At 49.8% G+C, this 24,877-nt stretch carries 22 protein-coding genes; 7 read left to right on the forward strand and 15 right to left on the reverse strand.

The features are described 5' to 3' along the window. Positions 1–3: 3 nt before the first annotated feature. The 4 genes from ACTOY7_RS10740 to ACTOY7_RS10755 all read right to left on the reverse strand — a co-directional run bounded on the left by ACTOY7_RS10740 (position 4) and on the right by ACTOY7_RS10755 (position 3,435). Complete coding sequence (locus ACTOY7_RS10740) at positions 4–363, reverse strand: BlaI/MecI/CopY family transcriptional regulator (RefSeq protein WP_482670547.1); 360 nt, start codon at positions 361–363, stop codon at positions 4–6. A gap of 496 nt (positions 364–859) precedes the next feature. Continuing rightward, the gene (locus tag ACTOY7_RS10745) at positions 860–1,846 is read right to left on the reverse strand and encodes a sugar phosphate isomerase/epimerase family protein (RefSeq protein WP_300885896.1); all 987 of its coding nucleotides are present in this window, start codon (positions 1,844–1,846) and stop codon (positions 860–862) included. A gap of 27 nt (positions 1,847–1,873) precedes the next feature. Then, the gene (locus ACTOY7_RS10750) at positions 1,874–2,305 is read right to left on the reverse strand and encodes a C-glycoside deglycosidase beta subunit domain-containing protein (protein ID WP_300885897.1); all 432 of its coding nucleotides are present in this window, start codon (positions 2,303–2,305) and stop codon (positions 1,874–1,876) included. A gap of 26 nt (positions 2,306–2,331) precedes the next feature. Further along, the gene (locus tag ACTOY7_RS10755) at positions 2,332–3,435 is read right to left on the reverse strand and encodes a Gfo/Idh/MocA family protein (protein WP_482670548.1); all 1,104 of its coding nucleotides are present in this window, start codon (positions 3,433–3,435) and stop codon (positions 2,332–2,334) included. 347 nt (positions 3,436–3,782) lie between these two features. Here ACTOY7_RS10755 and ACTOY7_RS10760 point away from each other — a divergent pair, with 347 nt between their 5' ends. Both ACTOY7_RS10760 and ACTOY7_RS10765 read left to right on the forward strand, forming a co-directional pair. Then, the gene (locus ACTOY7_RS10760; protein WP_160282925.1) at positions 3,783–4,298 is read left to right on the forward strand and encodes a sigma-70 family RNA polymerase sigma factor; all 516 of its coding nucleotides are present in this window, start codon (positions 3,783–3,785) and stop codon (positions 4,296–4,298) included. Between the two features lie 88 nt (positions 4,299–4,386). Further along, complete coding sequence (locus ACTOY7_RS10765; RefSeq protein ID WP_482670549.1) at positions 4,387–5,532, forward strand: DUF4179 domain-containing protein; 1,146 nt, start codon at positions 4,387–4,389, stop codon at positions 5,530–5,532. A gap of 165 nt (positions 5,533–5,697) precedes the next feature. Here ACTOY7_RS10765 and ACTOY7_RS10770 read toward each other — a convergent pair whose 3' ends face one another. The 4 genes from ACTOY7_RS10770 to ACTOY7_RS10785 all read right to left on the reverse strand — a co-directional run bounded on the left by ACTOY7_RS10770 (position 5,698) and on the right by ACTOY7_RS10785 (position 10,206). Further along, positions 5,698–6,993 (reverse strand): ABC transporter permease, encoded by a 1,296-nt coding sequence (locus tag ACTOY7_RS10770; RefSeq protein WP_482670550.1) that lies wholly within the window; start codon positions 6,991–6,993, stop codon positions 5,698–5,700. After that, positions 6,990–7,964: an ABC transporter ATP-binding protein gene (locus tag ACTOY7_RS10775; RefSeq protein WP_482670551.1), complete on the reverse strand. Its 975-nt coding sequence runs from the start codon at positions 7,962–7,964 to the stop codon at positions 6,990–6,992. Before ACTOY7_RS10775 ends, ACTOY7_RS10770 begins: the two co-directional genes overlap by 4 nt. Before the next feature lie 87 nt (positions 7,965–8,051). Next, positions 8,052–9,464, reverse strand: a complete 1,413-nt coding sequence (locus tag ACTOY7_RS10780; protein WP_482670552.1) for a sensor histidine kinase — start codon at positions 9,462–9,464, stop codon at positions 8,052–8,054. Then, positions 9,454–10,206 (reverse strand): response regulator transcription factor, encoded by a 753-nt coding sequence (locus ACTOY7_RS10785; RefSeq protein ID WP_302140857.1) that lies wholly within the window; start codon positions 10,204–10,206, stop codon positions 9,454–9,456. Before ACTOY7_RS10785 ends, ACTOY7_RS10780 begins: the two co-directional genes overlap by 11 nt. A gap of 332 nt (positions 10,207–10,538) precedes the next feature. Between ACTOY7_RS10785 and ACTOY7_RS10790 the strand changes: the two genes are divergently transcribed. Beyond that, the gene (locus ACTOY7_RS10790) at positions 10,539–12,386 is read left to right on the forward strand and encodes an Hsp70 family protein (RefSeq protein ID WP_482670553.1); all 1,848 of its coding nucleotides are present in this window, start codon (positions 10,539–10,541) and stop codon (positions 12,384–12,386) included. Beyond that, complete coding sequence (locus tag ACTOY7_RS10795) at positions 12,359–14,554, forward strand: J domain-containing protein (protein WP_482670554.1); 2,196 nt, start codon at positions 12,359–12,361, stop codon at positions 14,552–14,554. The genes ACTOY7_RS10790 and ACTOY7_RS10795 overlap by 28 nt, the downstream gene beginning before the upstream one ends. Before the next feature lie 104 nt (positions 14,555–14,658). Here the strand turns inward: ACTOY7_RS10795 and ACTOY7_RS10800 are convergent, their stop codons facing one another. Beyond that, positions 14,659–15,417, reverse strand: coding sequence for an SDR family NAD(P)-dependent oxidoreductase (locus ACTOY7_RS10800; RefSeq protein ID WP_300885819.1), 759 nt, complete (start codon positions 15,415–15,417; stop codon positions 14,659–14,661). Positions 15,418–15,693: 276 nt separating this feature from the next. Between ACTOY7_RS10800 and ACTOY7_RS10805 the strand changes: the two genes are divergently transcribed. Both ACTOY7_RS10805 and ACTOY7_RS10810 read left to right on the forward strand, forming a co-directional pair. Beyond that, a complete protein-coding gene (locus tag ACTOY7_RS10805) occupies positions 15,694–15,864 on the forward strand; it encodes a hypothetical protein (protein ID WP_160282887.1) in 171 nt (56 codons plus the stop codon). Positions 15,865–15,869: 5 nt separating this feature from the next. After that, a complete protein-coding gene (locus ACTOY7_RS10810; protein WP_289700357.1) occupies positions 15,870–16,199 on the forward strand; it encodes a TetR-like C-terminal domain-containing protein in 330 nt (109 codons plus the stop codon). A gap of 223 nt (positions 16,200–16,422) precedes the next feature. Here ACTOY7_RS10810 and ACTOY7_RS10815 read toward each other — a convergent pair whose 3' ends face one another. The 3 genes from ACTOY7_RS10815 to ACTOY7_RS10825 form a co-directional block, all read right to left on the reverse strand. Beyond that, positions 16,423–18,537, reverse strand: a complete 2,115-nt coding sequence (locus ACTOY7_RS10815) for a translocation/assembly module TamB domain-containing protein (protein WP_482670555.1) — start codon at positions 18,535–18,537, stop codon at positions 16,423–16,425. Positions 18,538–19,116: 579 nt separating this feature from the next. Next, entirely contained in the window at positions 19,117–19,284 is a 168-nt protein-coding gene (locus ACTOY7_RS10820; RefSeq protein WP_482670556.1) for a hypothetical protein, read from the reverse strand. Beyond that, positions 19,265–19,648 carry a hypothetical protein gene (locus ACTOY7_RS10825; RefSeq protein ID WP_482670557.1) on the reverse strand — a complete coding sequence of 128 codons (384 nt, stop codon included), beginning with the start codon at positions 19,646–19,648 and terminating at the stop codon, positions 19,265–19,267. Before ACTOY7_RS10825 ends, ACTOY7_RS10820 begins: the two co-directional genes overlap by 20 nt. A 471-nt stretch (positions 19,649–20,119) precedes the next feature. On the opposite strand from ACTOY7_RS10825, the gene ACTOY7_RS10830 reads away from it, so the two are divergent. Next, positions 20,120–21,136 carry a LacI family DNA-binding transcriptional regulator gene (locus ACTOY7_RS10830; RefSeq protein ID WP_482670558.1) on the forward strand — a complete coding sequence of 339 codons (1,017 nt, stop codon included), beginning with the start codon at positions 20,120–20,122 and terminating at the stop codon, positions 21,134–21,136. Between the two features lie 104 nt (positions 21,137–21,240). Here the strand turns inward: ACTOY7_RS10830 and ACTOY7_RS10835 are convergent, their stop codons facing one another. Genes ACTOY7_RS10835 through ACTOY7_RS10845 form a run of 3 tightly spaced genes read right to left on the reverse strand, consistent with a single transcriptional unit; the run spans position 21,241 to position 24,739 of the window. After that, on the reverse strand, positions 21,241–23,013 hold the full coding sequence (locus ACTOY7_RS10835; RefSeq protein ID WP_482670559.1) for a glycoside hydrolase family 13 protein: 1,773 nt from the start codon (positions 23,011–23,013) through the stop codon (positions 21,241–21,243). After that, entirely contained in the window at positions 23,010–23,849 is an 840-nt protein-coding gene (locus ACTOY7_RS10840; RefSeq protein WP_482672165.1) for a sugar ABC transporter permease, read from the reverse strand. Before ACTOY7_RS10840 ends, ACTOY7_RS10835 begins: the two co-directional genes overlap by 4 nt. A 2-nt stretch (positions 23,850–23,851) precedes the next feature. Further along, positions 23,852–24,739 (reverse strand): carbohydrate ABC transporter permease, encoded by an 888-nt coding sequence (locus tag ACTOY7_RS10845; protein ID WP_482672164.1) that lies wholly within the window; start codon positions 24,737–24,739, stop codon positions 23,852–23,854. Positions 24,740–24,877 lie beyond the last annotated feature (138 nt).

Below are 24,877 nucleotides of genomic sequence, written 5' to 3' on the forward strand. Positions count from 1 at the left end.
ACCTCACTCCAGTTCGCCTACGATCTGTTTCAGCTTTGCGATCTGCTCGGGGGAGAGCTTCTTCCTGCCCAGCAGGGCCGCAAACAGCTTATCCGCCGAGCCGTCATAAATCTTGTTGATCAGCTCATTGGTCTCCGCCTCCTGCACCTCCTCCTTTGGGATCAGCGCATGGCACATAAAATTCGGCTCCGAACGCCGGATCGCGCCTTTCTTGATGCAGCGCTTGATCAGCGTGTAGGTGGTGTTCATATTCCAGCCGACTTCTTCCTTTAATACATCGGAAATATGCTTGGCTGTGGAATCTCTCTCCCGCCACAGCACGTCCATTACCTTCAATTCCGAATCAAATAATTTTACAGTCATATCCGCGGCTCCTTTCACACTACTGTAGTAGTTTTCTTATATACTACCACAGTAGTGTGTACTTGTCAATAAAAAGTATGAGTCCTGACGCACACTCGCGCCGAAGTTTCCTAATCGGGCAAAAAAGGACGGCTCCAGCCATCCTTTTTTAATTTCAACTATTCATTTAATTCACCCAATTTTCCCCGCAAGTTCTTTTTTTAAACGTTCTATCTCCTGAAGCTGTTGTCTATACTGCTGAGATAACAGTTCATTTTCCTGAAATAACCGACCAATTCGTTCATCCTTCTGGGTCAACTGCTCATCCTTCTGAGTTAACTGTTCATCCTTTTGAGTTACCTATTCATTCGCACTCAAAAATGTCGGCCATGCATCCAGTTCGTTATTGATCCCTTTATTTTGGAGGTTTGCCCGGAAAATGCCAAGCGGGATTAGCAGCTGCTCCTACTGTTGTCCGTGGGAAGGACACACTATTTTCGCACGTTTTGAGCCGCTGTTATTTTACCTCGTTCAGCAATTTCTTGACCATGGCGACATGCCTTCTGGTTTGCTCCACCGCATCGTATCCGCCTTCATCTTCATATTCCGTGACAATGAATCCGTCATAGTCCGTAGCTGCGATCACCGGAATGATCTCCTCATACGGGATTGCGGATTCATGCAGATTCTCATCCACGTAATGGCATTTTCCGTGCATTTCAAAGCAGTACGGCATGATCCGCTTTAGGCCTTCCAGCTCTGCCCTGCAGCTCTTCCTGAACTGTACGAATCCATACATACTGTTCAGCGTTGCGCCCAATGCAGGGCATTTCGCCATATCAGGGCCCATAATCTTCATTGCCTCATCCATGGGGACCTCATCGTAGCGGAGCCGCGCGCATTTCTCAAGCTGTTCTATGGTAGCTCCTGCTGCCAGCGCCCGGTCCCAGTACGGCTTATTGGGCTTTGTGGCAAAGCATCCGAAGTCCGGGACGAACCCGATATACTTACTTCCGGTCTTTTCGATCACTTCCAGATAATCCAGTATGGGCCGCGTGATGGGGCTGTCCGGATTGTGGATCTCGATCCCTACATGTACATTGTACGCTTCCGCATAGGGCGCGATCCTTGCCAGACCATTGGGCGACAGAAGATACTGCTCCCGCATGACCGTACATCCCAGCTTGTTTGCCGAGACAATATCCGTGATCGCGCGCGCGACCATCTCGTCCTCGGTCAGATCCCGGTCTTTTAACATTCCCCGGTCCATATTTGCCGCATAGCAGATGGGGCCGATCCCATACTTTTCCGTACATTGACGGATAAACTCTGCAAATTCATCTGTGACATATGGATAGGAAGGGATCATCTGTGCCGCAACGATCTCGTACCCTTGTGCTCCAAGCTCCGCTGCCGCGCGGATGACGCCTTCCAGATCCAGTTCTCCCTTCAGATAAGGAGTTCCCAATGAAAATAGTGTGATACCTGTTTTTACGTTTGTCATAATGTCTTCCCTCCAAATCTGTAATTTTTAGTCTGTAACCGCCATTGTTTTTGTTCCGCAGCTGTCAACCGGCATATACATATGATCCGGCCCGATCGGCATATACGGGGAACGGAAGAATAATGTCACATCAATCTTATGCTCTCCCTCCGGAAGTCCGCCCGGATAAAATACCCGGATCGTTGCCGGTTCCCTGATCTGCCAGAATTCGGTATAGCACTTGTCAAACTCCGCGGGACTGAATTCCTTCCCGTTGATACAGAACTTGATCCGCTCAGCGGGCACTTCAAAATCATCTACCTTTACCCCAAACTCATCAATCACGGACAGGAAATGTCCCCGGTAGTAACTGAGCCGGATGTCAAACTGATACCCCATTTTTTTCCCGTTCACATCGTAATTCTTAAAACTGTCATCCACGATGACATCCACAAAATTCATCCGCATTGCAAATCCCATTTTTGCGCCTCCTTTTTTAAACAAGTCTAAAACTTGATCTCTTTGTTTTCCGCGGCGGATCTGTAGATCGCATCCAGAACCTTTGTGACTGCCAGTGCTTCCTCCGGCCTCACAAGAGGCTGTGTTCCATTCTGTACCGCCTCTAGCCACTGCCTGCAGTCAGTGGTTCCTTCCTCACCGCCGCCTCCGCCGAAGTAAGCGACTCCGCCTACCGGGGATATGGTTTCTTCCATAAGCTGTCCGTTTCTTCCGCGGTTATAGATCAGTTCATTTTTTCCATAGCTCATGCCGGAATGGATCTCCGCGCCGGCCAGTGTTCCGCAGAGTGTGGTGGAAGCCTCTCTTGACTCCAGCATATTCAACGCCCAGCTTGCTTCCAGCGCGATGGTCGCTCCGTTTTTCATTTTTACAAATCCGACTGCGGAGTCTTCTACCTCGTAGGTCTTGGGATCCCATGGTCCGAATAAATTTCCATCCGTTGCCTGCTCAAGCCCGCCGAGCTTGTAGAATACGGAGCCGGACACACTTTCAATCTCATAGTTGTCCATGCACCACAGCGTGATATCCAATGCATGTGTGCCGATATCGATCAGCGGGCCGCCGCCCTGGGCTTCCTTGTCCATGAATACGCCCCATGTGGGAACGCCCCTTCTCCTTACCGCATGGGCCTTGGCATAATAGATGTCGCCCAATTCACCTTTCCTGCATGCGCTGTGCAGATTCTGCACCTCTGCCCGGAAACGGTTCTGGTAGCCTACCGTAAACTGCATTCCCGACTTCTTCCACGCATCCACCATCTTCTGCGCCTCTTCCGTGCTGTGGGACATGGGTTTCTCGCAGTATACATGCTTCTTCGCCTCGAAAGCCGCAATTGCGATCTCACTGTGGGAAACATTCGGCGTGCAGATATGTACCACCTCTACATCCGGATTGGCAAGCACCTCTTTATAATCCGCAGTCACCTGCGCCCCTTGCGCGCCGTATTCCTTTGCCGCTGCCTCTGCGCGCTCGATCCTGATATCACAGAACGACACGATCTCACCCAGATCCGCATTGTTCTTTAATGCCGGAAAATGTTTCTGGTTTGCAATACCGCCGCATCCGATTACCGCAATTTTCAATTTACTCATGTTTGATTCCTCCGATTTCTATTATTTTTTGATGAGTTTAGTTTACCAGAAGCTGCATAAAGCCGCTTCCTCCCCCGCAACTTTTTCAGCGTCCGATTTTGACTTCGGATGCTGACATACACTTTTCCTTATTTTAAAAAGGGTCAAAAATCTGATGTTATTTCTGATCTGACGTCTTTTCTGACAGGCCAAAAAAAATAAAATCTCTGAAACTTTTCCCCAGTTTTTTTTATCTAATAAGTATCAATCGATTGAAGAGGAAGATGAAATACCATTTTCAAATTCCGTTAAATGAATTGCACAGATATGCATAATGAAATACGAAAGGACGTGGGGACGTGGCAGATATGGCAGGCCTTGTGAGAAATGCACAGGCAGGGGATAAAGAAGCTTTTGTAGATTTGATCGAAAGCTGCAAGCAGGGATTATATAAAACAGCGATCGCGATGCTGCGCAATGACGCGGACGCGGCGGATGCGATCCAGGATGCAGTGCTGAACAGCTATGAAAATTTACAATCCTTAAAGAAACCGCAGTTTTTCAAGACATGGATCACAAGAATATTGATCAATCAGTGCAACCGCATCTTAAAGAGGCGCGGAAACATCGTTCCGATCCATGAGCATCCGGAACTGGAATACACCGCTCCGGACACATCCGGAAGGGCGTTTATAGAATTGTTGAACAAATTGGAGGAGCAGTACCGTATCGTATTATATCTGTTCTACGTAGAAGAATTCAGCATCAAGGAGATCAGTTCGATCCTGGAAATGAATGAAAATACGGTAAAAACCAGGTTATCCAGAGGGCGGGGTAATTTCAGGAAGCTCTATATGAGAGAAAATCAGATCTCCTGCTGCTGAACAAAACGAAGGTTCAGCGAAAGACTGGAATCAGACGGAAGTATGCTGCTCTGGAACAGAAATTGATTTGGAAAGAAGAGGTGTAAGGATGGGCAATTATGAACGAGATTTTATTGAAAAAATGAGAGAAGAGATCCAGATTCCGGATCTTGTAAATGATAAACTGAACGAAAGCTATGAAAAAATACGTCAGGATGAGGTGAAGATGAAGATGAAACAAACCGGTTTATTAAAAAACAGAAACAGATTTTACAGAAGCCTTACAGCGGCCGCTGCTGCGGCGTGCACCATTGCCGCATTATCCGGAATATTTTATATGAATCCTGCATTGGCGCAGGATATCCCGATCCTGGGAAATGTGTTCGGGCGGCTGCAGGAAGTGAGGGAGAACAGCGAATATCCGGACAAGGACAAAACCGCGTATGAAAATATCAGCGAACACTCCGATCCGGTTCAGGAGGCCGGAAATACTGCTGAAAACGAAATCGGGACGATGACAGTCTCCGACGCCTACTGCGACGGATATGATATGTATTTTACACTTTCCCTCCGGGTAGAGGATGAAGAGCTGAAAACAGCCGATTATCTTTTGCCCATGCATCAGAATGAAGGGGAGGATACCCTTTATGACGGAGGAACTTTCATGATCAACCAGAAGCAGGCATGGCCGTCAGAAATCACACCGCTTCGTAAGTCAGAAGACGGGGTATATGTAGGATTATGCCGGATCGCATCTGTGAGCCAGGAGGACATCTCTTTTGAAGGGCAGATGACCGTGAATGTAGACATTCACGGTCTGAGCGCGAGCAAAGCCATTGAGACCGGAGGTGTGGGAGAGGCGTTCCAGCAAACGAAAGCAGATTGGAGCATGCAGTTTGACGTTGAAACAGATACCTCCTCTAACCGTACAGCCGAGCCCAATGCGCAGAGCAACGGGGTCATCGTGCAGAAGGCGGTCCAGACCCCCAGCAATATGCATGTGACCTGTTATCTTCCTGCAGAGCTGGCAGAGAAGAATCCGGCACTTGTCCTGTCAGATGGAAATGGAAACCGCATTCTGATGGAATGTGCAAAGATGAATACGCAGGACGACGGCAGCCAGATCCAGGAAATGGTATTCAACACATCCCAGGCGGATCAGTTTGTGATGCAGGTCTTCGACAAGAATGCCGGAACCGATGAAAACGGCGGAGTTCCGTTGATCGCAGAGATTCCATTTTCCATGGGTGAATAAATTTCCGGCTGTGCGGCTGCGTTAGCAGACGCAAGAGTGGGTCAGCACGGTTTTTGCGGATGGATGCGCAGGTTGGATGATCTAAAGATTATCCAACCGTACCGTTAGATAAATTTTATAGATTAAAAACACTTTGGCCCGGCGGAGAGACACCGCCGGACTGACTCATCCGGCAGTCTCATGCCTCTGAAATCCACCCCTCGCAAGCAGCAGCATAACCGCCGTGAATACTGCGTACAATATCGCCCTTGCCGAAAATGCATCGAAGACCAGACCGCCTGCCTGATAGGAAATATATTTTCCAAATTCCGGCATGACCGCCTGATACGGCAGCAAGAACAGCATCAGGTTATACGCCCCTGCCGTTCCGTTCGGCGAGAGAAGCATGGGAATGAAAAGAACCGGAACCAGTACGATCAGCACAAGATAGGGGCTTTTCATCCTGGAGGACAGAAAGAGTGTCAGCCCGATCATGCCCAGCAGTACCAGATAAAGGATCCCGATATTGCGCATGGTTCCCTGCAGAAATGTCAGCGGATACGGGATTGCCGTGTTTGCGATCTGCATCGGCAGATTCCAGCCCGACACGCCGAACGCCGCAAGCGGTATTGCGCAGGCGGTCACCATATGGAAGGCAAATGCAATGGTTCCGAACAGCAGGGAGGCCGCAAGCTTGGCCGTGATCAGTTTTGTCCTGCCGTATTTTGCGGATAAGATCACCGCGTCGGTTCCCGCCTGATATTCGCCTGAAAAAACCGGCGCAATCACAATGCAGATTGCCAGTACCGCAAACAACAGCAGTCCGAAGCTACTTATGATGACCTCCCAGCCTTCATAATAACCATATTGCAGGGGCGTATCGATTTTGCCCGCCATGCCGCTCCAATATGCCTTCTGCTCATTCGATAACGCACGGCCCGACTCGTTCAGTATGGCTTCCCTTTTGGCCTGGACCGCCTGATAAAAATCCGCGCCGTCCGAAGCATCCAGATCCGGAAAGCTATTGTAACCCCTGCTCTCATTTGGTGCGGCATAGGTCCTTGCGATCAGATTCAAAAAATTTTCCCGGGGCGCGATCTCATTCCAATACGCATCCCCGATCAAAAACCGTTCATTTCCGTCATATCCCACATTTGCGGGATCCTCAAAGAGCCCCTGCACTTCCCGGATGGTCTTCGTAATATACTCCTCCGTCAGCGGAACTGACAGATCCGCATATTGTTCCCTGTCATACGCAATCCCCTTTGTCCCTTTCATGACTCCGTTCTGATCATAGATCTGATATTGTATCACCGGCAGTCCGAAAAGAAATGCCGTTAAGAGCAGGCTCACCGCCATGATCGTGAGCGTTGATCTTTTCCGGACGATTTTCAGAAATTCAAATCTGATCAGAGAAAGTCCGTCTGCCCTGTGCGGGTGTGTACGGTTGGGCGTTCTCTGATTTTGTTTTGCTGACATCATCTTTTTCCTCCTCTGCTTTTTTTGCTGCTATTTATAGGAACATGATTCTTCCGCTTTTTTCGATCTGTGCTTGACGGATCCGGCTGCGGATTTTCATGCGGATCGTAATCGTTCTCTCCAAAATGGTACAAAAACAGGTCTTCCAGGCTCGGCTCCGCAGCCTCCGCCTCCTCTGCCGGCCGGGCTTCGTCTACGATCCGCAGCCTGACCTGATCTCCCTCGTGATGCAGATTCACGACAGAAAATTTCCTGCTGTACTGGTCTGCGTCCCGCTCATCCACCAGCATTTCCCATACCTTGCCCTTCATGCTGTCCGTAACCGCGGCCATCGGTTCCTGCAGCAGTAAGCTGCCGTTTTTCATCAGCAAAATGATATCTGCAATGTAGGAAACATCCGAAACGATATGGGTGGAAAGGATCACGATCTTTTCCTTTGCAAAATCGGAGATCAGGTTTCGGAAGCGCACACGCTCTTTGGGGTCGAGCCCTGCGGTTGGTTCGTCTAAGATCAGGATAGCCGGGCTGTTCAATTCCGCCTGCGCAATACCCAGACGCTGTTTCATGCCGCCGGAAAAGGATTTGATCTTTTTGTCCGCCGCATCTTGGAGATTGACCATTTGAAGCAGATTTTCCGTCCTGGCTTCTGCCCGTTTTTTATCCAGTCCCTTGACGGCTGCCATATACAGCATAAATTCACGGGCCGTAAAGCCGGGATAAAATCCGAAGTCCTGCGGCATGTAGCCTAAATGGGTGTAATACCGCTCGCCAAGCTCTCCGATCGTTTTCCCGTTGAACCGGATGCTGCCTGCGGTGGGCTTCAAGACACCGCTGATCATCCGCATCAGTGTCGTCTTTCCCGCGCCGTTTGCGCCAAGCAGCCCGTAAACACCCGGCACTAATGTAGCGTTTATATGACTGACCGCATAATTGGTTCCATACTGCCTGCTCAGATCCTGCAGCTGTAATTCCATATCCAAAACCCTCCTATTAAAAAAAGATGACCTATGCTTTACAGCATAAATCATCCGTCTTAGGGTGGTCTTTATTGCATCTTAAGTTCACCTTAATTCAGGTATCGAAACCCGAAACTCTGTCCCTTCATTTCGCTTACTTTTTACCGTAATGTCGCCGCCGTGGAGTATAACAATCTGCTTTGCGATCGCCAGGCCGAGGCCGCTACCCTCCGGTTTTTCTTTCGTATTTGTCCCTCTGTAATACCGTTCGAACAGCTCTGCCTGCTCCTCCTCGTCCATCCCCGTTCCGTTATCCCGCAGGAGGATTGATACCCGGCCCTGTCCGCTTCTTTCGATACGGATAAATACCTTTGTTTCCGGCGGATTATGCGTAAGCGCGTTGATGATCAGATTTCCCACCGCACGGCGGAACAGCCTGCTGTCGATCCGGACAACCACCTCATCTTCCGCGCTTTCAAACTCAATCTCACGTTTTGAAAAAGCCGGATCATTGATCAGATCTATGACCAGTTCCCTGATATAGCGCACGAGATGTATTTCCTGCAAAGACAGGGGGATCACGCCCGCTTCGAACTGATAGGTCAGTTTCAGGTCATTGATCAGATTCTCCGTATAGACCGCATTTTTCAAAATGATCTTTCCGTATTCCTGTACCTCGCCGCTTTCCGAAATCTGATTTTCCGCAAGCAGCTCCGCATATCCCTTGATGGGAGACAGGGGTGTTTTTACATCATGTGTAATATTCGTGATCCATTCTCTGCGGACTCTCTCCGTATCTATCCGCAACTGATCACTGCGGCGGAGCTCCGTGTCCATTTCACTCAGAGCCGCATAGATCTCGCCGAATACGCCGCCCGCTGAGCATGGCGTATAGGCGCGCCGGCTGACATCCCGGATGCCCTTTGTGATCTTTCCCAGATGCCTGGAAAGCCAGAATACATAAGCTAATGTAAACAAAAATACGGCGCAGGAAACGCATGCGATCCCTGTACGGATCACGGGGGAAAGCCGGCTGACATGTTCTCCGTTGTAGTAGAGCATATGCTTTCCGACCGCATAGGGAAAACCGATAAAGTAACCGTAGGTTTTCTCTGCCCCTTCATAATTTCCCGCAAAAACCCTGTTATCATTATCGTAAACGTTCGTACCGAATGCCAGAAGCTCGGAGGCCGTATAGCTGTTGGGACAGTTCTCCGGCTTATTGTGTGAAAAAACCTCCTGTCCGTTTTCATCGATCACCTGCAGCCATAAGCCATACCGGTCCAGATCTTCAATCCCGAATTCTTTTACTTTAAGCTCTCCCTGTTCTTCTTCAAGCTGAATGGAAAAATTGTCTGTATACACGTCTGGCCATGAGGCCAGGCTGAGTCCCTCCCGCGCCGGAATCGCGAACACATAATAAAACAGGCCGATCCCCGCTGCAATGGCCGCGAAGATCACAATCACGACAATGCCGAACGAACGAAAAAACAGATTGAGATCGCTTTTATTCTTCATAAGGATCCACCAGCTTATAGCCTAATCCTTTCATCGTGATGATGTATCGGGGCGCCGCGGGATCGTCCTCTATTTTTTCACGCAGATGCCGGATATGCACCATGACCGTATTGTCGCACCCGAAGCTGTCCTCGCCCCAGATGGTTTCATATAAGCGTTCGCGGCTGATGACCCGGCCTTGATTTTCCGCCAGATACCGCAGGATTTCAAATTCCCGCGCGGTCAGTTCTATGGGGCTGCCGCCTTTTGTGACCCTGCAGCCCTCCACGTCAATTTCCAATTCCCCTGTTTTTATGAGCTCCTTCTCCGACGGGTCTTGCTGATACGCGGCCCGCCGGAGCTGCGCCTTGACCCGATACGCGATCTCCTTCGGGCTGAACGGCTTTGCCACGTAATCATCCCCGCCCACCGAAAGACCCAGGATCTTGTCCAGTTCGTCATTTTTGGAAGATAAAAATAAGATCGGGCAATGGGAAAAGGCGCGGATCTGTCTGCAGACCTCATATCCGTCCAGATCGGGAAGCATCACGTCTAAAATGATGATGTCCGGGGAGGTCCTGCGGCAGAGCTGGACTGCGGTCTGTCCGTCTTCTATTTTGATAATGTTGTAGTAGCCTTCTATGTTGAGAGCCTTCTCGAGCAGGTCCAGGATGTCGGGTTCATCATCCACAAGCATGATTTTATAATCTGTTTTTTGTGCGGGGATCGGGTTCATTTTGCACCTCCGTATCTCTATGAGCATTCCCAAAAACTCCTTGCGCCAGATTTGTGAGATGGGCGCAGGAGAGTTTTCCAATCTATATTATATTTCTTACAGAGAGCGGATACAAGCGGGGGCGGGCTTAATTTTAGCTTAAGTTTACATTTTTGGGCCAGGCCATAGATTTTAGCAATCCATTGAACATGCCGCGCAAAAAAGAGACCTTCATTGTTTTCGTATTTGGTTTATGCTATGATGAAGGCAATCTATATTTTATAATAAGGAACTGTAGGAACATTACTTATGTGTCTTGCTTGTCTGCACAGTTTTTTTCCTGCAGTTCTCAAAGAAAGCATAAGGACAGAAGTATCGCTATGGAAAGGATCATTGGGATCGATCTCGGTACTACCAACAGCCTGGTTTCCGTCTGGCAGGATGGGCGGAGCCGGCTGATCCCGAATTCATTGGGGGAATATCTGACACCGAGTATCGTAAGTATTGATGAGGAAGGGCATGTATACGTCGGGAAGATCGCGAAGGAACGGCTGACCTCCCATCCGGAGCACACGGCTGCGTTGTTCAAACGGTTTATGGGGACGGAAAAGACCTATGCTCTCGGCGGCAGGGAGTATCGTCCGGAAGAGCTCTCGGCATTGGTGCTCCGCAGGCTGAAGGAGGACGCGGAGCGGTATCTGGGTACGGAGATCAAAGAAGCAGTCATCAGTGTGCCGGCATATTTTAATGATATGGCGAGAAAGGCCACCAAGGATGCGGGGGCTCTGGCGGGGCTTCATGTAGAAAGGATCGTAAATGAACCCTCCGCCGCCGCGCTGGCATGCCGGAGCACCGGAGGAAAGGGGCAGGCTGAGGAGGATGAGACTCTGCTGGTCTTCGATTTCGGCGGCGGGACTCTGGATGTGTCGCTGGTGGACTGCTTTGACAACGTGGTCGAGATCGTGTCGGTAAGCGGCGATAACCGCCTTGGGGGAAGTGATTTTGACCGTGCCGTCGCAGAGCAGTTCTGCAAGGAACATGGCCTCTGCTTCGATGCGCTGTCCCCCCAGAGACAGAATGTGATCTTAAGGCGCGCGGCACAGGCAAAGTGCATGCTGTCCGAAACAGAGCAGACGGTCATGACCGTTACGGACGGGGAGTTCCAGGGGCAGATGGAACTGACGAACCAGAAGCTGATCCAGATCTCCATGCCTCTGTTCCACAGGATGCTTGTTCCCGTAAGAGCCGTGCTGAATGACGGGCAGAAGGAACGGCTGGAGATCTCCAAGGTCGTACTGGCAGGCGGCTCCTGCAAGATGCCGACGGTCCAGCAATACCTGCGGCATTTCTTGCCCTACGGACAGATGACGGTGATGGACCCGGATCATATGATCGCCGCGGGAGTGGGCGTGTATGCCGGGATCAAAGAGCGTAGGGAGGAGGTAAAGGACCTTCTCCTGACCGATATCTGTCCCTTTACCCTGGGCACCGGAGTCTATAATGAGGCGGATGCCCGGCGCTCCATCATGGCGCCCATTATTGACCGCAACAGTGTGCTGCCCTGCAGAAAGGAACAGCGTTTTCAGACTGCGAAGGATTTTCAGAAGTCTGTGAAGATCGATGTGTATCAGGGAGAAGCCTATTATGCAGACGAAAATATTTATCTGGGGGAGCTCTGTGTGGATGTTCCCATGGCCCTGAAAGGACAGGAATCCATAGCGGTATGCTATACCTATGATATCAATGGGATCCTGATCGTAGATGTGAAGGTGGATTCCACCGGAAAGCAGGCGAGGCAGGTGATCACCACCGGAACGTATACCCTTGATCCGGCAGAGCTGGAACAGTATCTGGGGGATCTGGAGCAGCTTCATTCTCTTCCCGCGAATGAGGAGGAGAACCAGATGCTGATCGCCTGGGGAGAACGGCTTTTTGCCCAGACTACCGGGGAGCTGCGGGAAGAGATCGGAAGGCGGATCCAGTATTTTCAATATCTGGTGAACCAGGAGCAGGATCCGTATAAAATCCGGAAGCAGCGAAAGTATATCGCGGATTTTTTTGAACGCGCGAACCGGTATCTGGATACATTTGCGGATGCATGGCAGTGCCTGGAGAATGACAGTTCCTGGTATGAACCAGATTCAGGAGCAGATCCGTTTGGGGAAGGAGCAGATTCTATGGCTGAGGAGGAAGATCTGAAATGGTACGACGGGCATTTGACATCTTAGGAATCGAGGCGACAAAGGACACGAGGGCGATCAAGAAAGCATATGCCCTGATGGCGAAGCAGTACCACCCGGAGGAGCATCCGGCGGAATGGGAGAAACTCTATGGGGCATACCAGACGGCCCTGGAGTATGCGCAGACGGCAGAGGCGCTTCTGGAAAATGAATACGGCAGCGGCAGAGTTGGAAAAGGAGGAGCCGCTATGGGAGCGGCTGGTGATGGCTTTGCGGGCGGAGGCGGCTCTGGAGCTGCAGGAGAGACCTACTTCGATGAAAACGTAACCGAAGCGGAAGGAGATGCTTTCTCCGACGGAGACGCAGCAGGATCGGCTGATGATGCTTTCTCCGGCGGAGACGCGCCCGGGGCGGCGGCGGAAACAGAGACGTCGGCAGGAGAACCGTTCTCTGTGTCCTCCAACGCGGCATACGGTACATTTTTTCAGGAAGCGCAGGAACAATGGCTGCGGAAGAAGCATCTGCATGAACAGTTCATGCGCCAAAAGCTCCGGGAGCTTGTCAGCCTGCGGTGGCCAAAGGCGGTAAAGGCGTGGCAACAGTTTTTTGACACAGATCTCACGATGGACGAGGATGAGGACGAGGATGAGGAGATTCTGCTGATCCTGCTGGAAGTGATCCGGGAGAACGCGCTTTCCGAAAAAGTATTCTATCTGATCATGACGAACATGAATTCCCGGTTAAGATTCTATGCCGAGATGGGGGACAGCGACCGGGCGCTGGCGGCCATGGAGATCGTAAAATATTGTTCCGGGCAGATTCCCCTTCTGCACAGGAAAGCCGAGAGACGGAGAAAATGGATCGGCATTCCGGCAGCGCTGGCCGCCGCGTTTTTTCTCCTGGCAATGACGGGCCTGCATCAGGAATCTGTAACAGAGGGCGGCGTCTCTGTGCTTGCGGCAGAATATCTGAATGAAAAATATGGTGTTTCAGATTATACGGCGGCAGAGCTTGAAACGGAAAAGATACAGCTTATCGGCAGCAATGAGGACCGGATCGATTCCTTTGAGGTCCGTGAACCGGAATCCGGAAATATCATTGCCTATGCCATGCGGGATATCGAAGAAGCGGAAGGCACATTTGCCTGCTTTGACAATCTCCAGGAATCGGAGATCAAGGACGCGTTTGAAAAAAGGCTGAATGCCCTGACCGGTCATGAGGAGGGACGGCTGTTCTGGGATTCCTCGTTTTCCGACAGCCTGTCAGGCGGATTGGAGAACGGTTTTTTCCATACAAAATATGAAGGCGATTTTGACGCGTTTATCCGGCAGGAGACCAAGGAGCGCTCCAGCGCGCCGGGAGTCATGACCTCGTTTCTTATATCCGACTACTGCTCTCTGAACGGGCTCTGTGATTATTATCTTCCCGATCCGGAAGTCGAGACCATGCGCGAACGGTTTGCGCTTACGGATTATACAGAGGATCCGGATTTACAGGCGTCGCTCCGGCAGGGAGCCGCTGATTATCAGCTTCAGATCCGCGGAGTCATACTGCCGAAAAAATTTTTTCAGGAAAAAACAGAGCGGGCAGAGGGAAAACGGAGCGGGATCTATGTCTTGAGGGATGTACATGGGACTCTTGGAATGGAACCGCTGATGTCCTTTTTGATGCTCACGGGGTGGTATGTGAATCTACCCCCGGAGGATGAAATAATCCTGAATATTTCCAGCGGCATGTATATGCAGCCGGTCATTTCCATGGGAGAAGGGATCTACGGAGCGGAGAGCACCCTCAGAGGGCAGGCATTTGAGACGGACCCGGCGTGGGTCACCGGGAGCATGGTAAAGACAGAAAGTCCCGATTCTCTCGACCTCACCGAAGAGGAAAAGGAAAAGGCGGTCAGCTTCCGGCTCGGGGATGGATATGTCCTGAAAAATGATTACTGTCTGGCCATCGATAAGGAGCTCTACGGGATTGCGGACGCGGATTACCGTGTGATGGTCACGAAGCAGAACGGATTCTCGATGGATCTGGCCGGCCAGCATCTGGAGGCCGAGGACGGAACCGCGCTGGAAAGATACGTGAGCAGCTATGCAGAGCCCGACGCTGCGCTGAGGATGGGATATGCTCTGGACGGGGAGGGCTATCTTTTTATTGAATATAGAGCAGCGGATATGGCGGAAGAGGCGGATATCATAACGGTGATCAATCCATAACCGCCAACAGCAAAACCGGAGCAAGGGCTTTTTCGTTACAATTGACGGCCTGACGGCTGCGAATCGTAACGATATTCCCCCTGGTCCGGCCGTATGTCATACTGTCAGACCGCTGTCCACCCTCCGTCAATATAGATCGTCTGTCCGGTGGTGTAGGCGCAGTTCTCCGACGCGAACAGCAGCAGCTGTCCGCACAGCTCTTCAATCTTTCCGGGCCTGCCGAGCGGGCATCTCTTTTTCAGTTCTTCCAGCGCCGCCTCGTCGAACCGCATCATTTCCGACGGAAATTCTCCCGGGCCGATGGCATTTACGGTAATGTTGTACTTCGCCCATTCCTGCGCCAGTGACCTTGTGAAGTTCGGCACTGCCCCCTTTGTCGCATTGTAGGCAAGGATGGGGTGGTTCATCGCCGCGATGTGCCCGTACATGGACGCGGTGTTGATGATGCGGCCGTACTGGTTTTGAATCATATTTTTCGCGCATTCCCTTGCCATGAGGAAATACCCTGTCAGGCTGACGTCCACCACCTTCTGCCACTGGTCCAGAGAAAGGTCCACCGTCGGGCAGTACGCCATCATTCCGGCATTGTTCACCAGGATATCTACTTTTCCAAATGTATCAATGACAGACCGCACCCCTGCCACGACCTGGGCCTCGTCTCCCACGTCGCACGGAACCGGCAGACATTCCCCGCCCATGGCTTCAATTTCCCCTTTGAGCGTTTCCAGCTTCTCTTTTCGCCTTGCAAATGCAGCCACCTTCGCGCCGTTTTCCGCAAAGGCTTTGCAATACTCGTAGCCAAGTCCGGAGGATGCCCCCGTTACGACCGCAACTCTTCCTGTCAGATCCATGTAATTTTTCATGATGATTTCTCCTCGTTTTCTTGTTTTTTACAGTTTATCGGCCAGCCAGAATAGTGTAATCTTGTTTTCAGCTTCCGATTATGTTAAGGTATAGCTGTTCCGAATGATTATGTTCATCATATAACAACTGGATTTTCCAGACAATCAACAATCCTGTTCTATTGTTGATTAATCAACATTTTTGTCTGAATTGTCGATAAACTTGTTCTGGAAATATATCCACCTGCACGGTTGCGGATCATAGATAATTTAAGCCGCCGGCAAAACGGCGGCGGAATGGAGATCAAGATGAAAAAACCGGACCGCCGGCCGAGAAAAACAAAGCATACGATCAAACAGATTTTTCTCGGCCTGCTGAAACAAAAAGCAATTGACTGGACTGCCTGGCAGAATTTGACCGGCTGGCGGAAGAGATCTCCCGGCATTCGATCGCGCCCAGTCAGGTGACACGTATGATCCTGGAATATATTTATGACCAGAAGGAGCTGCTGTCCCTTCTCCTGTTAAAAAATAACCGGTATGATTTCTGGCAGAAGGTCAACCGGAAGGTCCTGCAGCTTTTCAAGATCAAGACCCTGCAGAATTATCAGCTTCCGGAGCACATGAGTGAAAATGAATTTGACGATATGCTTCTTTTTTATGCCTCGGGATTTTATGCGGTTTTTGAGAAATGGTTATCGGAGCAATGTACGGAAGATATTGAAAAAGTTGCGGAAAAAACGACTCTGTTTTCTCAGATCTGCTTTGATCATCTGCTGATCAGGGGGAGAGACGGGAAGTGACCAAACAGCTTTTGATAAAAAACTCCCTGCGCAGAGATTTTCTGTTCCGCGCGAGGAGTTTTTGTTACATGTCACGCTTGGTCAAGATGTGACCTGTAACGAATTTTCCCGCCTGCATGGCCGCAATGTAATGCTGCGGCTTTTACTGCCGCGCCTGTACGATTCCAGATTCGAACTCGTACAGGCACCTTTTCTCTGTAAATATTTCACATGGATAAGTTTTTCACTGCCCCCAGCGTTTTCCTGCTGCCAATCCTGCTGCGGAAACGGCCGCAAAGGTGAGCAGCCACACGGCCGGCGTATTGTCGCCTGTTTTAGGAGAGCTCTCCGAATTTCCCTGACTCTGAGAAGGCTTTTGAGCCGGTTTTTGTGTCTGGTTCTGGGATGGATCCTTGGGCGGTTGCTGCCCGGTTTCATCTGACGGGTCATCTGGTTTTTCAGATGGATTGTCTGGTTTTTCAGAAGGGTTATCCGGTTTTTCGGATGGGTTATCCGGTTTTTCAGAAGGGTCATCCGGTTTTTCGGATGGATTTCCTGATCCTTCCTCTTGAATCGTCAATGTCGTCTGGGCCAGACCGTCCGTAAAACGGATTGCCACCGTATGCTTTCCGGCTGTCAGTGTTTTCAGGTATTCCGGCTTTAGAGTGATGATCGTAGAGCCGGCCTCAGCCGTGTAATGTTCTTTCGCGATCTCAGTTCCATCCACCGACACTCCGGCAAATTTACTGAAATCTCCATCTGCCTTGATGGTAACGCCTTTATTTTTGCCGATCACAAACATTTGGTCCGCACCCTCAATGACCGATACGGCGGGCAGAGGTTTTAATCCGGCAATCGCAGCTTCGATCGCCGACGCATATCCATCCACAACGTCCTGCTCCCGGACATCCTTTCCCCGAACAACCGCATTAACCGCAGCCTCTACTGTATCAAAATTGATATAGTCCGCCTTGTTCAGCGCTTTTGCCTTTGCGATCGCCTCGTCCACCGCGCTGTAATCCGCGTCTAAAAAGGTAACCTGTCCATTTGCATTATTGCTCGATATATTTTCATAGGACGGCACCCCGTTAGAGGTGATGATACCGCCGATGTGAATATTATTCTCGGAGGAAATGCTTCCTGCTCCGATCTCAGTCGTTCCGCCGGTGATGGTAATATCGCCGTTGGCATGGATTCCGGATACGCCGGATTCCGCGGGAGAAACAACCTTGGAATCCGTCATTGTCAGGTTTCCTTTTATAAAGATTCCTTTCCAGCCCGGTTTTGATGTACACGTTACCTCAGAGCCTGTAACTTCAAGATTCCCTTCTTTACAGTAAATACCGACGTCAGCTGTTGATTCTGCTTCTATGACAGAATCTTTGATCACAGTATCCTTCGGCAGGAAAAGGGCCGGCCAATATCCTTTGGCAGTTACATTTGAGGACTCTATGGCTGCATAGTTATTACACAGGATACTATTCGACTGTGCTGATTCCGCATTGACCGTGGAATTGGAAATCGTAATATTTACGTTTGCCTGCAGTGCAATTCTGCTATTTGCAATTGCTGTCACATCAGATCCATTTAGAATCTCCAGATTATTGCAGGATATTGCAGATACGTCTGCATCGGGAACCGCGAGCCTGCTGCCGGAAATCGTCAGATTTCCCCCGCCCATATTAATTCCCATATCCACCTTGTTCATAGTAATACTTGAATTATCTGATATCGTAAGTGAAGCTTCACCGTATGCATTGATGCCTATGCTTTTCGTATCCGTATCAAAGGCAGACATCATATCAATCACTATATTAGAATTACTGATCCGATTTTCGCCCCCGTTAATGTAAAGCCCATACCCGCTGACATTCGCGCTTAAACCACTTACTGTAAACTGTAGATTTGCATCCTGTACAGTCAGTCCGCCGCCATCTATGTTGATTCCGCTGCAGAAAAGTGTACCGGACTCATCATTTTTACTTGCGTTGACTGCAAGGCTTCCGCCGCCGATTCCTTTTAAGAGAAATGGATAGCTGCTTCCGATTCCTCTGCATGCTGTGATCAAGTTCTGCCCGACCAATTCTACGGTGACTCCCTGTTCGTTAATATCAATTCCATTTACAAGAGCTTTTCCAACATTGTCCCCGGTGATTTCCGCATGATTCAGCGTCAACGTTTTTGTAGCTGGATCATACTTTGCCGTACCGCTTCCGCACGGTATGGTCTGATCCGCCGCTTGAAGAATATCGGTTCCGTTTACCCGGATCCCGCCGTCTGCAGATACCGTTTCCGGCTGAACGATCCACATAAAGCAGACTGCCAGAAACAAATAGAGTATTTTTTTCTTTGCGCCCATTTTTGTTTTCCTTTCCTGTGTTTCTCTTCTGGGTGACATTGATACAATATCCGCAGTCCTTTCATCTGTTTTTTACTCCGTATAGTGAAAATCGCCCGCCAAAAAATCCACTTCCCATGCTGGGATGATCTTTGAAGATACGTGCTGCAATAAGTCGCATCGTTGACAAATATTATGGCACGAAGGTTCATAAAATCAGCCAGCTAAGGAAGTAAAACCTTTTGACGGGCGAATCATAATATCGGGTCAGTAAAATATAAAATTTGCTGCTTAGGCATAGTTTACTATATCTTTTGAAAATATACAACAAAAATTTTTCCAGCTATGTTTTTATTATAACAGTTCTATCCAGGGGAGACAAATCATTTTTTACGCCTGCTTTTCCACTTCCTATAATTCGGATTCGTCAATCACAATATCCTTCATTGTTAAAATATCTTTCCTGTATTCCTTCATAATTATAATCCACCTTCCTGAATGTCTGTCTTTGGCTGCGGTTCACCGGCCGGAAAACCGCAGCCCATCTTCTCATTTTTATTCTGTTTTCTGTTCCAAATCCGCCTTGTCCGCAGTCTGTGGTCAGGTATGCAGCTCCGAGAGCTTGCCGAATTTTTTCCGTGTCTCCACAAATTTTTCCGTGTAAATCTTATTGAATGCCACGCATCCCACCGGCTGCTGACGGATCATCAGCTCTTCACAGTTCATGCACTGGGTACAATACTTGATCTCATCCTCCCTGTCCTCCATGAGCTTTAAGGGAGTGAGCGGATCGGCAAAGGACTGCCTGAAATCCGCCCGGATGCCCTTCCCACATGGACATCTTAGAGCCTATCAGGAAATTCTTGTCATTCACCGCTTTCGCGATCCTCTCCTGCAGGTCATATGCCCACTGCGCCCTCCTTTCCCAGGAGCCGCCGTATTTCCAGTCGCGATCGTTAAACGGGCGGATAATCTGGGAACGCGGCATAATTTCAAGCTGCGTCTTTCTTGCCCTGGATTCGTTCGTAACCGTAATCGCCTCCAGATCCACCAGTCCAAACCCGCCCTGATACAGCTTTTCATATCGCTGATAAGTCAGGTCCGCAGGATTCCCCTCCTCGTCAGAATCCACACATTCCATCGGCTGCGCAAAAAACGGTTTTTACACTCTCTGTTTCCGATTTTGATCGGATTTAACAACGTTTCTTTATATTCCATTGTTACTATTCACAGTCGGATAAAAAATGGCAGTCAGATTCGTCAAGCGAAGCTTGTAAGAAGCTGATTGACAGTTTTTATCTGACTGGAATCAGTCACTTCACCCACATAAGCAAAAAATCAAGATGCGAAGCATCGGCAGACGGCTTTGCCGACTGTTTTTGCGCATGTGAGTGAAATGACTGTGAATAGTAACATTCCATTATATTTTCATGTAAAATTTTCCTTGACCCTTTTCATTGTTTCTATAATAATGCCGGCATTTATGTATTAATAGCAACAATTTTCTCCTGAATTTCCTATTATTTTTATTCATTCTGCTTGATTTTTTCAGGTAAACATTATACTATTATGGCACATATATCCAGAAGGGATGCGAATCACAATGTCTGTCACGATCAAGGACGTCGCAAAGCAGGCCGGGGTATCGATCGCAACGGTATCCAAAGTCATCAACAACAAGCCCTCCATTTCCGAAGCCACAAGACAGCACGTATTCCAGGTCATGAAAGAAATGAACTACCTGCCGAATACACAGGCCAGCAATTTTGCCAGGAAACGGTCGGACAATATCATCTTTCTTGCCGTTACCAGGAAGCATACGGCTTTTCACGATCCTCATATGTTCGAGATCCTCTGCGGCGCCCAGAAAGAAGTCTGGGAAAAGAGATATCATTTCAGCTTTATCGGCATTCCGGATAAGGAAACTGCGCTGCGGGAAGCAGAACAGATCATCGGAAGGAAAGCCGCGGACGGACTGCTGATCCACGGTTCCGCCACTTCTCGCCCTCTTGCCGACCTGCTGACAGGAACGGAATTTCCTCATGTGATCATCGGACGGCCGCCGTTTTCAAACAGTACCTGCTGGATTGACATCAACAACCATGTCTCTGGAGAGATGGCGACCAAATATCTGACCAGCTGCGGCTATTCAAAAATAGCATTTATCGGCGGGCCGGAAAGCGACGAAATTTCCAGACACCGTCTGAAAGGCTATGTGTCCACGATGCGCATTAAGGGTTTTCCCGTCCCGGATTCCTTTATCAAATACGGTACCTACAGCAAGGAAAGCGGATTTGACATGATGGAAGAACTGCTGCGGGGAAGCAGCCTTCCGGATGCCGTGATCTGCGAAGACAACCAGATCGCAATCGGCGCAGCAGACGCGATCGCAAAGCATGGCATGACGATTCCCGATGATATCGGAGTCCTCACCTTTGATGACTACCCTTTGTCGCAGCTCATTGATCCTCCCCTCACAGTCGTAGATATTGACGTGCATGAAATGGGGAGGCAGGCAGCATCCATCTTACTGAAAAAAATCAAAAATCCGGCTTTGCAGGTACAGTCCTTTGCGACCCTTCCCTCGCTGATCGTCCGTTCCTCAACCCGAAATGTATAAGTTATTTCCATACTGTTCCTAAGCCCTGGGTATCCATATGCGTACATATAACTGCAAAAAAACCGGGCGGAGATACCTCATAAAATGTATCTTCGCCCGGAGCCTTACCGCCCTTTGTCCCTAAGCCAGACCGCATATCCTCCCTGGTCAATCCAGCCTTCCCGGCATCCTTTTTCCAGCAGAACTCTCCATTCTCCCATTTCCGGTATTGCACATGCTTCTCCCGGGTTCATGACTGCAGTGATCTCACATCCCGCATTCTCCCTGGCAAATGCAAAGACACCGGAACGGATCATCCCCCAGACCGGGTGATAACCGGTTGACCCATCGATATATTCTTTCCGGATTCTGATCAGTTCCCGGACAAAATCACAGACATCCTCCTTTTCCTCCCAGGCCATCCCCTTCCGGTACTCGTTTTCCAATATCCCCTGGATCTTCCGCTCATCCCCATAGAAAAGGCTGGGCACGCCCGGCATCAGCATGAGCAGGATGCAGGCCATCTTCCACTTCCCCAGGTCCCCCCGGCAAAGAGAAAGGAACCGCGGGACATCATGGCTGTCGATCAGATTCAGCTGCCCGTTTACGATATTTGTCGGATATCTGAGACGCATCTGTTCAAACTGGCAGGCCGCAGATCTTCCATCCGGCGATCCGGCTGCAAGATAGTCCCTGCAGGTCCTGCGAAATTCATAGTTCATCGTAGAATCAAAGGCATCCCCCCGCAGCCAGGTCTCCGCGTTTTCCCATACTTCCCCGATCAGCACCGCATCCGGATCCACGCTTTTTACGGCCGAACGGAAGCTCCGCCAAAAATTTCGGTCGATCTCATTTGCCACATCCAGCCGCCAGCCGTCCACATGGTATTTTTGGATCCAGTATGCCCCTACATCCGCAAAATACATCTGCACTTCCCGTTCCGCCGTATTCAGCTTGGGCATTCTCCTTTCATATGCAAAGCAGGTATAATTGGGAACCTCGTCCGCATTTTCCGGCTTTCTGACAGGAAACTCCAGGCCGTAAAACCATTTGCAGTAACGGGACGCCTTGCCCTTGGCCGCCACATCCTCAAACGCAAAAAATTCCCAGCTGCAGTGATTAAAGACCCCATCTATGATGATCTTCATCCCCCGCCTGTGAAGTTCCTCCACAAGCTCCTGAAAGTCCGCTTCCGTTCCCAGGCAGGGATCGATATGGTAATAATCCAGCACGTCATATTTATGGTATTCCCCGCCCGAAAAAACCGGATTCAGGTAGAGGCAGGTAAATCCCATTCCCTGAATATAATCCAGATTTTCCCGGATTCCTCTCAGAGTGCCTCCCAGCCTTGACCGGCATGTTCTCCCATCCTCCAGGCGCTTCTCTTCTGCCCTGTTCTCCAGGCTTCTCTTCCCGCTTGCAAAGCTGTCTGGAAAAATGTTGTAAACAACGGCAGTTTTGAACCATTCCGGCACGTCCGGTATCTCCTCTTTCAGGATGATCGGATACTGGTAATATTCACTTCTCCCATCCACCACCTGATCCCCGAGATAAAAATCCGCCAGCGTTTCCGTAAACCGGTCACCGTAATAGTAGATCCATTCCTGGCCTTTCATCAGCTTGAAATAATAGCAGATCCGGTTATAGACGGAATGAATCTCCGCCTCATAATATTGGAAGCAGGCGTCCTCTGCACAGACATGCATCGGGATCCTGTAAAACTCGATAGGCGTTTTCCTGCATGCCCGGTCCCCATAATACAGGTCACATCCGGACAGGTCTTCCTTTTTTGCCCGTATCCGGATCACCAGCGTATGTTCTGATTTTGCAAATGCATACTGGGACAGCGGAATATGCAGGACCGCCGCCCGGTCCATCCGTTCTTCTTTGATACTCATCCTTTAACACCCCCTGCCGTCAAACCTGACACCATATATTTCTGAATGCAGAAAAATACGATCAGGATCGGGATTGATACCAGGATCGCCGCCGCGGAAAATAACGGCCAGCTCCTGCTGTAATCACTGGTCTGAAGCTGGTATAATCCGGCCGCCAGCGTGTAACTCTCTTCATTCATCATAAAGGTGGTGGAAAACAGATACTCATTCCACACGAAGATCAGCACCATGACCGATGTCACGATGATCGCCGGCCTCGCCAATGGAAGCACCACCTTCATCAGGATCTGTCCGCTTCCCGCGCCGTCGATCCTGGCCGCCTCCTCGATCTCCACCGGGATCGTGTCGAAATACCCCTTCATATTCCAGATGCTGAATATGCACATGCTCCCTGCATAAACGATGATCAGGCCGAGATAGGAATTGAGCAGATGGAAGGTCTTAAACAGGCGGAAGATCGCGAACATGGATAAGATCTGGGGAAATGCATTCAAGATCAGAAGCGCCTGGAGCACCCCGTTCCTTCCTTTAAAACGGTATCTTGAAAATGCATAAGCCGCCGTGACCGCCGTCCCCATTGCCGCGATCATTGTCCCCACGCTCAGGATCGCGGAGTTCTTAAGCCAGAGCAGGAATGGTTCCTCCACCAGGATTGCGGAATAATTCTTCCAGGTGGGATCTTTGGGCCAGAACGACAGATCTGAACTCAGCCCGGAACCCCCATTGCAGAATGACAGGGAAACCGCATACAGGATTGGGATCAGCGCGAGCAGGCAGATAATGATAAAAATCAGATTTAAAACCGTAAGACCCGCCATACGTTTTATTTTTTTCATACTCATCCCTCCTCCTTGACTCCCCGGTTCGTAAACAATGAAAATACAATGATAAAACCAAAAATCACAATGGACACTGCCGAGGACAGCCCATAATTATTTGATACAAACGCATTCTGATGCGCATAGGTAATGATCGTCTGCAGCGTTGCCCCGGACAGGGAGCCTTTCTGCATGGTGAGCAGATACACGATATCGAATTGCTTGAATGTCGTAAATGTGGTCATGATGACGGAAGGCAGAAGGATTGGTCGGATCGCGGGAACCGTGATATACCGGCACTGCTTCCAGAACCCGGCTCCGTCCAGTCTGGCGCTTTCGTAGTAGCTCCTGTCCACGCTCTGCAGCGCGCCGTCCATCATCATGATCATAAACGGCAGCGCCATCCACAGGTTCAGCATCATGCAGGAAAGAAACGCCGGGACATTTTCTGACAGGAAATTCATCTTCCCCAGGCCCAGGCTTAAAAGGATCTTGTTCAGGAATCCGAACTCTGTGTTAAACATCCCCACACGCCATAAAAGTATAGAAACATATGCCGGCATTGCCCATGGAAACATGAGGAGCGTCTTATAGACCCTTGCCAGCTTCATTTCCCGGACATTCAGGCCAAGGGCAATGAAAAAAGCCAGGACCACCTGTATCACCATGTTAAAAATCGTCCACAGGACTGTTGTGAGCAGCGCTTTCAGGAATCCCGAATCCACTTTCAGTAAAGCCCGCTGAAAATTATCCAGCCCAATCAGTTCGTAATTGTCCCAGTGATAAAGGTTCATGTTCGTCAATGAGATATAGCCTGTGTATAAAATGGGAAAGACTACGATCAACCCTACCAGCGTAAGCGCAGGCAGACTGTAGATCCATGGACGTAATTTCTGTCTGTTCTTCATACTGTTTCCCCTTTCAAAAAAGTGCACGCAGCGCGGTAGAAGTTTGGTAAGTAGGTAAGTCCCTTACGGGGCTTACCCCTCTCAGAACCGGACGTGCAGCTTTCCCGCATCCGGCTCCCTGCAAAGCTAATACATCTA

Source organism: Schaedlerella sp. (assembly GCF_056796775.1).

Excerpts from the sequence above, each read along its gene's own strand:
- ACTOY7_RS10790 (WP_482670553.1), top strand. The coding sequence starts at position 10,539 with ATGGAAAGGATCATTGGGATCGATCTCGGTACTACCAACAGCCTGGTT.
- ACTOY7_RS10745 (WP_300885896.1), bottom strand. The coding sequence starts at position 1,846 with ATGACAAACGTAAAAACAGGTATCACACTATTTTCATTGGGAACTCCT.
- ACTOY7_RS10780 (WP_482670552.1), bottom strand. The coding sequence starts at position 9,464 with ATGAAGAATAAAAGCGATCTCAATCTGTTTTTTCGTTCGTTCGGCATT.
- ACTOY7_RS10815 (WP_482670555.1), bottom strand. The coding sequence starts at position 18,537 with ATGGGCGCAAAGAAAAAAATACTCTATTTGTTTCTGGCAGTCTGCTTT.
- ACTOY7_RS10755 (WP_482670548.1), bottom strand. The coding sequence starts at position 3,435 with ATGAGTAAATTGAAAATTGCGGTAATCGGATGCGGCGGTATTGCAAAC.
- ACTOY7_RS10845 (WP_482672164.1), bottom strand. The coding sequence starts at position 24,739 with ATGAAGAACAGACAGAAATTACGTCCATGGATCTACAGTCTGCCTGCG.
- ACTOY7_RS10785 (WP_302140857.1), bottom strand. The coding sequence starts at position 10,206 with ATGCTCATAGAGATACGGAGGTGCAAAATGAACCCGATCCCCGCACAA.
- ACTOY7_RS10795 (WP_482670554.1), top strand. The coding sequence starts at position 12,359 with ATGGTACGACGGGCATTTGACATCTTAGGAATCGAGGCGACAAAGGAC.
- ACTOY7_RS10760 (WP_160282925.1), top strand. The coding sequence starts at position 3,783 with ATGGCAGGCCTTGTGAGAAATGCACAGGCAGGGGATAAAGAAGCTTTT.
- ACTOY7_RS10750 (WP_300885897.1), bottom strand. The coding sequence starts at position 2,305 with ATGGGATTTGCAATGCGGATGAATTTTGTGGATGTCATCGTGGATGAC.
- ACTOY7_RS10765 (WP_482670549.1), top strand. The coding sequence starts at position 4,387 with ATGGGCAATTATGAACGAGATTTTATTGAAAAAATGAGAGAAGAGATC.
- ACTOY7_RS10740 (WP_482670547.1), bottom strand. The coding sequence starts at position 363 with ATGACTGTAAAATTATTTGATTCGGAATTGAAGGTAATGGACGTGCTG.
- ACTOY7_RS10840 (WP_482672165.1), bottom strand. The coding sequence starts at position 23,849 with ATGAAAAAAATAAAACGTATGGCGGGTCTTACGGTTTTAAATCTGATT.
- ACTOY7_RS10770 (WP_482670550.1), bottom strand. The coding sequence starts at position 6,993 with ATGATGTCAGCAAAACAAAATCAGAGAACGCCCAACCGTACACACCCG.
- ACTOY7_RS10820 (WP_482670556.1), bottom strand. The coding sequence starts at position 19,284 with ATGGAGGACAGGGAGGATGAGATCAAGTATTGTACCCAGTGCATGAAC.
- ACTOY7_RS10835 (WP_482670559.1), bottom strand. The coding sequence starts at position 23,013 with ATGAGTATCAAAGAAGAACGGATGGACCGGGCGGCGGTCCTGCATATT.
- ACTOY7_RS10800 (WP_300885819.1), bottom strand. The coding sequence starts at position 15,417 with ATGAAAAATTACATGGATCTGACAGGAAGAGTTGCGGTCGTAACGGGG.
- ACTOY7_RS10805 (WP_160282887.1), top strand. The coding sequence starts at position 15,694 with ATGGAGATCAAGATGAAAAAACCGGACCGCCGGCCGAGAAAAACAAAG.
- ACTOY7_RS10830 (WP_482670558.1), top strand. The coding sequence starts at position 20,120 with ATGTCTGTCACGATCAAGGACGTCGCAAAGCAGGCCGGGGTATCGATC.
- ACTOY7_RS10775 (WP_482670551.1), bottom strand. The coding sequence starts at position 7,964 with ATGGAATTACAGCTGCAGGATCTGAGCAGGCAGTATGGAACCAATTAT.
- ACTOY7_RS10810 (WP_289700357.1), top strand. The coding sequence starts at position 15,870 with ATGATCCTGGAATATATTTATGACCAGAAGGAGCTGCTGTCCCTTCTC.